Genomic DNA, 11,562 nt, shown 5'->3' with positions numbered 1-11,562 from the left:
GGGCGGGGACGGGGTGGGTCAGGCCGCGTGGGCCAGGGTTCGTGGGGCTAGCAGGGGGCCGTGTGGGGTCTTGTCGTTGGCGGTGGGGCCGTGCGAGGTGAGCACCACCGGGGCGTCCAGCTCCGCGCTTACCGCTGCGGGCCAGTCCTGCGGTTTGTCGTCGTACAGCGGGCGGGAGCGCAGCAGGCGGGCGGTGAGCGCGGCCTGCCGGTCCAGGTCACCGGGCGGGCCCGGGGTGAGCCGGTCCGTGGTGTCGTAGCGGCGGCAGATCCGCAGGTCGGGGCCGGCCAGGTCGAGGTGGGTCAGGGCCAAACCGTCCACACCGCCGGCTGCGGCGAGGGCGTACCGGTGGGCGACCGCGTCGAAGTGGCCGAACCGGAACCGGCCCTGCCAGGGGTTCGTGGCGTTGTGCGCGTCGGCGAACGGCAGGCTCGGATCCTCGGTCACCAACGGACCGTGCCCGTGCCGGGTGGTCACCACGCGGAGCACCCCGATCCGGGTCACGTCGCCGGGCCGGCCCGCCTCGGCGAGCAGACTGTCGACGTTGGCGAACGTGGTGGTGCTCCAGGTGGTGTACGGGTGGAAGCCGTGCCACTCGTCGAGCAGCACCCCCTGCGCGCCCTCGAAGACGCAGGTCCCGGTGCGCAACGCCCCGGCGAGCCAGCTGCCGTCGACGACGGCGACCCGGTCGGCGAACCCGGTGAACGCGGGCAGGCAGTCCTCGATCGGTGGCGCTTCCAGCGGGCCCAGCTCGGCGGTCAGCCGGTCCCGCAGTGTGGTCAGCCGGCGGCGCAGCAGTGCCGGGTGGTGGCAGTCGGCGACCCGCGGCGCGTCGTCGGGGTGGGCGAGGCCGTACGCGACGGCCTCGCCCACCCCCAGCCCGCAGGAGCCGTGCCGGTCGGCTCCCCGGGCGGTCTCGCGGGCCCGGTTGGCGGCCCGGTGGTACGGGGTGGCGAGCAGCGCGTCCCCGTCGACGGTCAGCCGGTCGAGCGCGTCGGGCACCCCGACCGTGGCTAGGTGGCCGGCCTCGGCGGCCAACGCCAGCGGGTCCACCACCACGTGCCGGGACAGGTGCGTACGCACACCGGGATGGAACGTGCCGGCGCCGAACTGCGCGAACGTGTGGTGCCGCCCGTCGCGCAGCACGACGTTGTGTGCCGCCTGCGCGCCCCCGTTGAAGCGGACCACCGTGTGCACGGGACGGGTGGCGCAGAGCCAGTCCACCACAGTGCCCTTGCCGGCGTCGCCGTAGCCGAGGTCGACCACCGCCAGGTGGTTCACAGCCGGGTCACCCCGCCGGCCGTGTCGGTGAACGCCGGCAGCGTCGACACCTCGGCCCGCCGTTCCCGGCCGAGGCGGGCCAGCGCCTTCGACACGGTTCCGGTGGCGCCGGAACCGGCGCGGTCCAGGTCGCGCAGGCCCTCGTCCAGGTCGATGGCCTGTTCGCCGAGGCCGATGGTGAGCGCGATGGTCTCGCAGACCGCGTCGAGGTCGTCGAGCACGACGGTGTTCTGCCCGAGCAGGTCCCGCCAGAAGTCGAGCACCTTGGCGTTGCCGGCGTAGTGGCTGCCGGCGGGGAGCAGGTAGTAGGTGTCCCAGCGGCGGGTCACCTCGTCGACCACCTGCCGCAGCGGCACGTCCTCGGAGAGGTCGTCCCCGATCAGGCCGGCCACCTCCCGGGCCTTCACCCACTGGTACGCCAGCTCGTCGCCGATGATGAACAGGTAGCCGCGCCGGCCGCGCTTCTCCCAGTTGTCGGTGACTGTGTGCCGGGCCATGAAGTACATGGCCAGCTCGTACGACTCGCTCATCTGTCCGCCGCCGCCGCCCTCCAGCACGATCTGGCCGAGGTCGTCGTCCATCCGGTTGTCCGACTCGAACTGGCCCACCTGCAACGGCACCCGGTCGCAGGTGGCGTCGCCGATGGCACCGAACATGATCTGCGGGTCGCTGGCGTAGCCCTGCCGTTGCAGCAGCCCGAGCAGTTGCGGCAGCTTGGTCTGCAGGACCCGCGGCACGGTGCGCATCGAGCCGGTCACGTCGAAGAGCACCGCGACTGGCGTCGACCGGGGGTGCTCGTCGGAATCGCGGCTCTCGCGGGTCGCGTCCCTGGGGTCGAGCGCGGGGTGCACGGTGCGCGCCCCGCTGTCGCTGTAGGAGAAGGCGCTCCTGCCGGTGGACCGGCGGTAGCGGTCGGCGGCGTCGTACACGTCGGTGGACCAGACTCCACTGCCCATGACAGCTCCTTAGGGGGTGAGGGTGAAGGGTCGGAAGGTGCGTGGCCCGTAGAGCCGGTCCAGCACCTGGTCGAGTTCGCGCAGCAGGCGCCAGGCGTCGTCGGGCCGGTCGCCCAGGGACCGTTGCCGGCAGCCCAGCGCGAAGGCGTGCAGCTCGCGGGGCGCGCGCGGCCCCATCAGCCAGCTCATGCAGTGGCTGGCCATCGCGATGTCGGTGCCCGGCCCGCAGGGCTGCTTGGTCAAGACTTCCGGCGGGTACCAGTCCGGGTGGCCGGGCACGACAGCCGGGATCGTGCTGCCCACGGCCGCGGAGAAGCACCAGTCGACGAGCACCACGCCGTGGGCGTCCGGCTCGATCAGCACGTGTCGCGGCAGGACCGCGCCGTGCACCACGCCCGCCCGGTGGGCCAGGCCGAGCACCACCAGCAGCCGCCGCCACATCCAGGCCACGTCCCGGGCGTCCAGCCCGTCGGGGTACGCGCGCCGCACCTCGTCGAGGTCGTGCAGGCCGGGTGCGGTGGCGAGCACGTTGATCCGTCGGTCCGCGCCGGTCGCGGTGTCGCGGTGCCGGAACTCGTCGACGAGCCGGGGCACGTACGGCAGGTAGCGCGGGTCGCCGCGCTCGGCGATGGTGCGCAGGGCGTGCGCCTCGCGGACCATCAGGTCGTTGTCGGTGGGCCGTCGGGGGAGCTTGAGCAGCCGGTCGTCGCCGACGTCGTAGAGGTCCGCCAGGTCACCCGAGTGGGCCGGCGCGCCGAGCCGGTAGTCGCCGAGGATGGTGGTCTGCCGTGCCCGCCACCGGGTGGTGACGTGGATGAACGCGTCGATGGCTTCGGCGCGTACCGCCGGGTCGGTCGGCAGGCGGTCGGGGTGCAGGGCCGCGACCAGCTCGCGGTAGCGGTGGGCCGGCTGGTCGGCGCCGAACAGGTCCGCGTCGGTGCGGGCGGCCGCGACCAGGCGGATGGCCTCCGTGGCCCTCACCGCACCGTCTCCTCGCTGGCGGGGCGCAGCAGCGCCGGATGCAGCAGGCGGGCGTCGCCGGCCCGGTAGAGCCGGGCGCGCGGGCCGCCTCGGGCACCACCGCGCTCGGTGCTGGTGCCGGTGCTCTCCACGAACCCCGGCACGGAGAGCACCTTGCGGTGGAAGTTGCCGGCGTGCAGCGGGTGCCCCCAGACCGTCTCGTAGACGGCGCGCAGTTCGCTGATCGTGAACTCGGCGGCGAGGAAGCGGGTGGCGAGCGGCGTGTACTCCAGCTTGGAGCGGGCCCGCTCCAACGCGTCGTCGATGATCCGGCCGTGGTCGAAGGCGAGCTGTCGGCTGGTCAACGCGGTCACCGGGAGCCAGATCGCCTCGTCGGCGTCGCTGCCGGCGGCCGGGTCCGGCAGGTCGGGGGCGAACGCGAGGTGCGCGATCGAGACGACCCGCATGCGCGGGTCACGGTCGGGAGCGCCATAGCTGCCCAACTGCTCCAGGTGTGCGCGGCGCAGCGCCTCGCCGCCGAGCCCGGTCTCCTCGGCCAGCTCCCGTCGGGCGCCGGCGGTCAGGTCCTCGTCGGGGCGGACGAAGCCCCCGGGCAGCGCCCAGTGCCCGGCGAAGGGTGCCTCGCCGCGCCGGATCAGCAGCAGGTGCAGTGCGCCGTCGCGGATGGTCAGCGCCACCACGTCGACGGTCACGGCGACCGACGGGTAGGCCCGTGGGTCGTACGCGGCCAGGAACTCCTGCTCGTTCATCACGTCTCTCTCATCCTGAGAACATCTCGCTGTGAGAACAACTTAGCGCACGAGGAAGCTTCTGCCAAGCTCGGAATTCTCAGCGCAGGTGACCCGTCAGGTGCGGTCGGCCGCGCGAGTCGTGCAGGGCGAGCCCGCCGTCCGGGAGGACCGCGAAGTTCACGGTGCTCGGCAGCGGCACGGGCAGCTTGAAGGCGACCTCGACGGTGTACGCGTCCGGCAGCCGGGCCTCCAGCGCGGCCAGGCAGCGCGCCTTGCTCCACATTCCGTGCGCTATCGGCCGGCGGAAGCCGAACAGCCGCGCACCGAGTCGGGAGGTGTGGATCGGGTTGTGGTCACCGGAGACCCGCGCGTACTCCGTACCGATGCGCGGTTCCACCCGCCAACGGGCGGTGGCCGTCGGCGCCGCGGGACGTTCGCCGGGCTCGCGTCCGCCCGGCTTGCGTTCCCGACCGAGGTACGTCGAGACGCCGCGCCACACCTCTTCCCCGTCGACCGAGCCGATCAGCACCACCTCCACCTGCCGCCCCCGGTCGTGGGGGCGCAGGTTCTCCGCGTACGTGGTGAAGTCGAGGGTCTCGTCGGCGGTGATCGGGCGGTGCGTGGTGATCCGGTTGCCGACGTGCACCAGGCCGATCAGCGGGAGGGGGAAGTCCGGCGCTGTCATCAGGCGCAGGGCCAGCGGAAAACCCATGACGTGCGGAAACGTCGCGGGCAGCCGATCGGTGAGTCGGAACCCGCAGACCCGGTCATAGTCGGCCAGCTGCGCCCGGTCGACGCTCACCCCGCCCACTGTCAACTCGACCGCCGGCAGGTCGGGCCCGCGCCGCCCCTTGCCGAGGCCCGGCAGGGCGCCCAGCAACGCCCGTCGGTGCAGCGCTCCGGCCGCCGGCATCCGGGGCAGCTCGACGGGGGTACGGCTGCCCGACTCCGGCCGCGCGCCCATCACGCCCCCAGCAGGCTCTGGCCGCAGACCCGGACCACGTTTCCGCTGACCGCGCCGCTGGCCGGCCAGGCCAGCCAGCCGATCGTCTCGGCCACGTCCACCGGCAACCCGCCCTGGGCCAGGCTGTTCATCCGCCGGCCCGCCTCGCGGACCACCAGCGGGATGCGCGCGGTCAGCCGGGTCTCGATGAAGCCGGGGGCCACCGCGTTGACGCTGATCCCGCGCTCCCGCAGGGCCGGCGCGAGTGAGTCGACCAGCCCGATCACGCCGGCCTTGCTGGTGGCGTAGTTGGTCTGCCCCCGGTTGCCGGCGATTCCGGCGATCGAGGAGACCGAAATGATCCGCCCGCCGGACGGGATCAGCTCCCGCTCCAGCAGTACGTCGTTGATCCGCTCCTGGCTGGAGAGGTTGACGTCGATCACCTGGTCCCACCGGTCGGCGTCCATCCGGCCGAGCGTCTTGTCCCGGGTGATGCCGGCGTTGTGCACCACCACGTCGACCCGGCCGTGCCGGCTGGCCAGGTGCTCGGCGAGTCGGGTCGGCGCGTCCGGCGCGGTCAGGTCGAGTTGGACGGCGGCGCCGCCGATGTCGTTCGCCACCGCGGCGAGCGCGTCCCCGGCAGCCGGGATGTCCAGGGCCACCACCTTCGCGCCGTCGCGGGCGAGCACCTTCGCCAGCGCAGCACCGATGCCCCGCGCGGCGCCGGTGACCAGCACGACCTGCCCGTCCAGCGGGCGGTCCCAGTCGGCCGGGATGCTCGCCGCGCCGCCGCTGACCCGGATGACCTGCCCCGACACGTACGCGGAGCGGCCGGACAGCAGGAACCGGAGAGTCGACTCGAGGCCGATGCTGGGGTCGCCCTGGGCGCGGGCCACCTGGACGAGTTGCGCGGTGATGCCCCGGCCGAACTCCTTGCCGATGCTGCGGACGAGTCCTTCGAGGGCGCGCTGGGCGGTCGCCGCGCGGGGCGTCGGGCACTCCTGCGGCGGGTTGCCGAGCACGATCACCCGGCCGCTGGGCAGCACGGCCCGGGCCTGCGGGTGGAAGAAGTCGTAGAGCTGGCGCAGCTCGGTCGAGTCGGTGATCCCGGTGGCGTCGAACAGCAGTGCCCCGTACCGCCGCGGGTTGTCGCCGTGCGAACGGGTCGGCGCATGCTGCGCCGGAGCGCCCCCGACCCATTCGGTGGCGGCGGCCGGGTCGGCCAGCTCGACCCCGGCGGCGGTCAGTCTCATGGCCACCGGTTTGGCGTACCGAGCGCCGGTGGCCGCCCCGAGCAGGGCCGGGCCGGCCAGCAGCGGGTCGCCGGGGTGGTGTCGGCGCAGTCGGGGCGGGTCGGGCAGCCCGAGGCGCTTGACCAGCGCGCGGCCGGCGGCCGATTGGACGAAGCTCGCGTACCTGTCGGTCATGGGCGTAGCCTACTGGCCAGTAGGGTCCAAGCAACACATGTCGAGGAGGCGGATCGTGCAGAGCATCCGGCGGGTCGCGGTCATCGGGGGCAACCGCATCCCCTTCGCCCGTTCCAACGCCCGCTACGCGGACGCGTCAAACGCGGACCTGCTCGGCGCGGCGCTCGACGGCCTGATCGCCCGCTACGGGCTGGCCGGGCAGCGCATCGGCGAGGTGGTCACCGGTGCGGTGCTCAAGCACTCCCGCGACTTCAACCTCACCCGCGAGGTGGTCCTCGGCTCCCGGCTCGACCCACACACCCCGGCGTACGACATCCAGCAGGCCTGCGGCACCGGCCTGGAGGCGACCATCCTGGTCGCCAACAAGATCGCCCTCGGTCAGCTCGACGTGGGCATCGCCGGCGGCGTCGACACCACCTCCGACGCCCCGCTCGCCGTCAACGAGGAGATGCGCCGCACGCTGCTCAAGCTCAACTCGGCCCGCACGCTGGGCGAACGGCTCAAGATCGCGGCGAAGCTGCGCCCACTTCAGCCGTTCAAGCCGGAGATCCCACGCAACGCAGAGCCGCGTACCGGCCTGTCCATGGGCGACCACGCCGCCCGGACCGCCCTGCGCTGGCAGATCGACCGGCGCTCCCAGGACGAGCTGGCGCTGCGCTCACACCAGCGCCTCGCGGCCGCGTACGACAGAGGTTTCTTCGACGACCTGATGACGCCGTACCTGGGGCTCACCCGGGATGCGAACTTGCGTCCGGACAGCAGCCTGGAGAAGCTCGCCTCGCTGAAGCCGGTCTTCGGCACCCGCGGCCCGGACGCCGAGCAGGCCACCATGACGGCCGGCAACTCGTCACCGCTCACCGACGGCGCGTCCACAGTGCTGCTGGCCAGCGAGGAGTGGGCCGCGGCGCACCACCTGCCCGTGCTGGCCTGGTTCAGCTGGTCGGAGACGGCGGCGGTGGACTTCGTGCACGGCGACGAGGGGCTGCTGATGGCACCCGCGTACGCGGTGCCCCGGATGCTGGCCCGTGCCGGGCTGACGTTGCAGGACTTCGACTACTACGAGATCCACGAGGCGTTCGCGTCGCAGGTACTGGCCACCCTCGCCGCCTGGGAGTCGCCGGAGTTCGCGAAGGACCGGCTCGGCCTGGACGCGCCGCTGGGCGCGATCGACACCGACCGGCTCAACGTCAACGGCTCGTCGCTGGCCGCCGGGCATCCGTTCGCCGCCACCGGCGGACGGATCGTGGCGACCCTGGCCAAGCTGCTGGCCGAGCGGGGCAACGGGCGCGGGCTGATCTCCATCTGCGCCGCCGGTGGTCAGGGCGTGACCGCCATCCTGGAGCGCTGAGCGGAGTGTGCAAGGCGACGCCCGCCGGACCCGAGGGTCCCGGCGGGCGTCGATAGCGCGGTAGGGCTCAGCCGAGGGTGAACCTCTCCCAGGTGCTGATGGCCGGGCCGTTGGCGATCAGTGGCTTGCTGCCCGCGCCGTCGGCGCTGACGTACTTGTTGTTGATACCGGCCTTGAAGCTGACAGTGCCGTCGCTGTTGCGCACGATGGTGAAACGCTCCCAGGTGCTGACGGTCGGTGCGTTCGCGATCAGCGGCTTGGCGCCCGCGCCGTCGGCGGACACGAAACGGCTGTTGGCACGGGCGAAGAGGGCGATCTGACCGCTACCGAGGTCGGCGAAGTCGAACCGCTCCCAGCTACCGGCGGTCGCCGCGCTCGCGATCAGTGGCTTCACACCGGCACCGTCGGCAATCACGAAACGGCCGTTCACGCTGGCCTTCAGCGACCTGTTCGCGTCGGCGACCGGAACCTGGGCGAACTTCTCCCAGGCGCTGATCGTCGGCCGGCTCGCCGAGAGCGTCACAGCACCGCTGGGATCGGCGGTGGCGTACAGGTTGTTGCTCGCCTTGAGGCTGACGGTGCCGTCACTGTTGCGGACGACTGTGAACTTCTCCGAGGCGCCGACCATCTGACTCTCGGCGTTGAGTGATTCGTTGGCCAACTGCGTGACGTAGCGGCCGTTGGCCCGCGCGACGAGGGCCACCTGGCCGTTGCCGGCGTCGGCCAGGTCGTACTGCGCGGCGGCGGTCAACCCGACCTGGTTCGGCAGGAGGACCGGCGCGGCTGTACCCACGTAGCGACGGTTGGACAACGCGAGCAGGCCCACGGAAGCGGTCCGCCGCAGCACGCTGACCTGCTCGGTGCTGCTGCCGCTCAGGCCGTCGGTTCCGATGGGGCTGACGGTGACGTTGTAGGTGCCCGGCGTGGCGTACTTGTGTGTGGCGATCGGACTGGACTGGCGGGTGGAGATTCCGTCGCCCCAGCTGAACTCGTAATCACGGATCGGGACGAAGCCCGGCGTCGAGGCGGAGGCGTCCACCCTGACCGTGCTCGTGGCGAGGTCCACTGTGGCGTCGAAGGACGACACCGGGTGTTTGATGGCCTCGGCAGCGCCACGGTCGGCGTACGCGATCGGGCCGGCGCCGGTGTTCGGCACGGCCGGATCGTCCCGGCGTGGCTTGCCCTCGGTGTCGAGATCCTGGTAGCCGGGCACCGTCGAGTTCGCCGAGTCGACATTCTCCCGGACATCCGACGTGTACCGGTCGTGTGCGGCCTGCCCGGTGACGGTGCGGAACTGGGTGAGACCCATCCTGGTTCCGTTCCACGAGTAGCCGGTCGCGGACGCGGACTGGTGCCAGGTGTTGTTGTAATCGATCACGGTGCCGCTCAGCGCGGCGTCGTGGACCGCGATCTCAGCGCCTTCGGGAGCCTGCGGGTCGCAGTAGCCCTGGTTGAAGGCGGCGTTGTTGCGGAGCACGTTGTTCTGCACCGAGACCTGCGACGATGCACCGTCGACCTGGATGCCGCCCAGGCAGCGGTCCTGGATCTCGTTGTTGGCGATGGCAGTGCCCACGGCTCCGCGGTTGTGGATGCCGTACCCGATCCCGCCCTTGATCCGGTTGTTGGCGATCACCGTCCCGGCGGCGGCAGGGCCCACCGCGATGGCAGCGCCGGAGAAGCCGGCGACGTCGCCGTCGATGATCGTGTTTTGTGGCCCGTCGACTCGAATGCCCACGCCGTCATCGACGGCGACGTGTTTCGGGTCGGTCGACACCAGTGAGTCCTCGACGAGCACCTCGCTGGTGGACACATCCATTGTCAGGCCGCCGGCAAGCGCCGTCCCGCTGACGGTGAGGTGTTCCAGCGCCGCCACCCTCACATTGGCGAGTCGGATGGCGGGCGCGGTCGCGACATTCGCCATCGTGAAGTTGCCGCCCGCGATCATGATGTTCGAGGCGTTACGCAGATCGAGGGCGGGTTCGTCGGTTGACCCGCTGACATTGATATTCTCGATCTGGATGTCGTGCTGGCCGCCGATGACCAGGCCCGCGTTCGGGCCGACAAGCGTCACCGGTGTGCGGGCGTTCCAGGCCGTGAATGCGATCCGCGCCTCTGGTGTGCCGGAGCTGGTGACGGTGACGCGCTCGGCGTAGGTGCCGCCTTCGATAAGAACCGCCCCAGGGGCGGTCACCACGGCGGCTGCTGCACCGATCGTGCAGAACGGCGTGTCGTCGGAGCCGGGCCCCTGGTCGGAGCAGTTTGCGTCGGCCTGCTTGACGTACAGAATCATGGGGTCGTCTGCCTGGGCGGGTGCGCCGGTGGCCAGCAGGGTGCCGCCGGTCACCGCGATCGCGGTGAGGCCGGCGAGGGATCTTCTACGCATGCGTGCCCTCTGTCGTGAAGGGTGGATTCGGCTTCGCCGGAGATCAGATGGAGACGATGATCCGATACCGGCTGATAGCGCACCGTCCCGGGCGACAAAACGGCCAACCGGCCCCACCGGCACCCGCCCTGGCCTGCTGGTCGGACGGGCCGCCGGGTAGGAGAGAATGAGGCACGTGACGACGATCCCCAACGTGCTGGCCAACCGGTACGCCTCGCCTGAACTGGTCGCCCTCTGGTCCCCGGAGGAGAAGGTCCGGATGGAGCGGCGGCTCTGGCTCGCCGTTCTCCGCGCTCAGCGCGACCTGGGCGTGGCGGTGCCGGACGGCGTGGTCGAGGCGTACGAGCGGGTGCTCGACCAGGTCGACCTCGCCTCGATCGCCGAGCGGGAGCGGGTCACCCGGCACGACGTGAAGGCCCGGATCGAGGAGTTCAGCGCGCTCGCCGGGCACGAGCACGTGCACAAGGGGATGACCTCCCGGGACCTCACCGAGAACGTCGAGCAGCTCCAGGTGCGCGCCTCACTGGAGCTGATCCGCGACCGGGTGGTGGCCACCCTGGCCCGGTTGGCCTGGCTGGCCCACGAGCACTCCGAGCTGGTCATGACCGGCCGTTCGCACAACGTGGCGGCGCAGGCCACCACGCTGGGCAAGCGCTTCGCGTCGGCGGCGGAGGAGCTGCTGATCGCGTACGAGCGGCTGGAGGAGCTGATCGCCCGCTACCCGCTGCGAGGGATCAAGGGACCGGTCGGCACGGCCGCCGACCAGCTCGACCTCTTCGACGGCGACGCCGACAAGGTGGCCGAGCTGGAGCGACGGGTAGCCGAGCACCTGGGCTTCTCCCGGGTGCTGGACAGCGTCGGGCAGGTCTACCCGCGCTCGCTGGACTTCGACGTGCTGGCCGCGCTGGCCCAGACGGCCGCCGCGCCGTCGTCGCTGGCCACCACGATCCGATTGATGGTCGGTCAGGAGCTGGCGACCGAGGGCTTCAAGCCGGGGCAGGTCGGTTCCAGCGCGATGCCGCACAAGATGAACACCCGCTCCTCGGAGCGGGTGAACGGCTTCGCCGTGATCATCCGGGGTTACCTGTCGATGGTCGGCGAGCTGGCCGGTGACCAGTGGAACGAGGGGGACGTGTCCTGCTCGGTGGTCCGCCGGGTGGCACTGCCGGACGCGTTCTTCGCCGCCGACGGGCTGTTCCAGACGTTCCTCACCGTGCTCGACGAGTTCGGCTCGTACCCGGCGGTGATCAACCGCGAGCTGGAGCGTTTCCTGCCGTTCCTGGCCACCACGAAGATCCTGGTCGCGGCGGTCCGGCGGGGCGTCGGCCGGGAGGTCGCCCACGAGGTGATCAAGGAGCACGCGGTGGCGGTGGCCCTGGCGATGCGCGAGAAGGGCTCACCGGAGAACGACCTCTTCGACCGCCTGGCGGCGGACGGCCGACTCGGCCGGTCCCGCGCCGACATCGACACCCTGGTCGCCGACCGCAACGCCTTCGTCGGCGCCGCCCAAGC

Annotated in this window: 9 protein-coding genes; 2 read left to right on the top strand and 7 right to left on the bottom strand. The window is 71.8% G+C overall.

Annotated features, from left to right (window positions below):
* Positions 1-18: 18 nt before the first annotated feature.
* The 6 genes from KBX08_RS31115 to KBX08_RS31090 all read right to left on the bottom strand — a co-directional run bounded on the left by KBX08_RS31115 (position 19) and on the right by KBX08_RS31090 (position 6,319).
* Positions 19-1,281, bottom strand: coding sequence for an adenylosuccinate synthetase (locus KBX08_RS31115; RefSeq protein ID WP_210787336.1), 1,263 nt, complete (start codon positions 1,279-1,281; stop codon positions 19-21).
* Positions 1,278-2,237: a hypothetical protein gene (locus tag KBX08_RS31110; RefSeq protein ID WP_210787334.1), complete on the bottom strand. Its 960-nt coding sequence runs from the start codon at positions 2,235-2,237 to the stop codon at positions 1,278-1,280. The genes KBX08_RS31115 and KBX08_RS31110 overlap by 4 nt, the downstream gene beginning before the upstream one ends.
* Before the next feature lie 9 nt (positions 2,238-2,246).
* The gene (locus KBX08_RS31105; protein WP_210787332.1) at positions 2,247-3,218 is read right to left on the bottom strand and encodes a serine/threonine protein kinase; all 972 of its coding nucleotides are present in this window, start codon (positions 3,216-3,218) and stop codon (positions 2,247-2,249) included.
* Positions 3,215-3,967: an NUDIX domain-containing protein gene (locus KBX08_RS31100; protein ID WP_210787330.1), complete on the bottom strand. Its 753-nt coding sequence runs from the start codon at positions 3,965-3,967 to the stop codon at positions 3,215-3,217. Before KBX08_RS31100 ends, KBX08_RS31105 begins: the two co-directional genes overlap by 4 nt.
* Positions 3,968-4,046: 79 nt before the next feature.
* Complete coding sequence (locus KBX08_RS31095) at positions 4,047-4,913, bottom strand: MaoC/PaaZ C-terminal domain-containing protein (protein WP_210787328.1); 867 nt, start codon at positions 4,911-4,913, stop codon at positions 4,047-4,049.
* Positions 4,913-6,319, bottom strand: coding sequence for a 3-oxoacyl-ACP reductase (locus KBX08_RS31090; protein WP_210787326.1), 1,407 nt, complete (start codon positions 6,317-6,319; stop codon positions 4,913-4,915). The genes KBX08_RS31095 and KBX08_RS31090 overlap by 1 nt, the downstream gene beginning before the upstream one ends.
* 55 nt (positions 6,320-6,374) lie before the next feature.
* On the opposite strand from KBX08_RS31090, the gene KBX08_RS31085 reads away from it, so the two are divergent.
* Positions 6,375-7,667: an acetyl-CoA C-acetyltransferase gene (locus tag KBX08_RS31085; RefSeq protein WP_210787324.1), complete on the top strand. Its 1,293-nt coding sequence runs from the start codon at positions 6,375-6,377 to the stop codon at positions 7,665-7,667.
* Between the two features lie 67 nt (positions 7,668-7,734).
* Here KBX08_RS31085 and KBX08_RS31080 read toward each other — a convergent pair whose 3' ends face one another.
* Positions 7,735-10,050, bottom strand: a complete 2,316-nt coding sequence (locus KBX08_RS31080) for a right-handed parallel beta-helix repeat-containing protein (protein ID WP_210787322.1) — start codon at positions 10,048-10,050, stop codon at positions 7,735-7,737.
* Between the two features lie 175 nt (positions 10,051-10,225).
* On the opposite strand from KBX08_RS31080, the gene purB reads away from it, so the two are divergent.
* Positions 10,226-11,562, top strand: a 1,337-nt coding sequence (purB, locus tag KBX08_RS31075; protein WP_210787320.1) for an adenylosuccinate lyase, incomplete at its 3' end; no start/stop codon positions are given.

Source organism: Micromonospora sp. H61, assembly GCF_018070325.1.
GTDB classification, from domain to species: domain Bacteria; phylum Actinomycetota; class Actinomycetes; order Mycobacteriales; family Micromonosporaceae; genus Micromonospora; species Micromonospora salmantinae.
The sequence above is the reverse complement of the archived record's forward strand: the minus strand, read 5'-3'. Positions and strand labels throughout refer to the sequence as shown.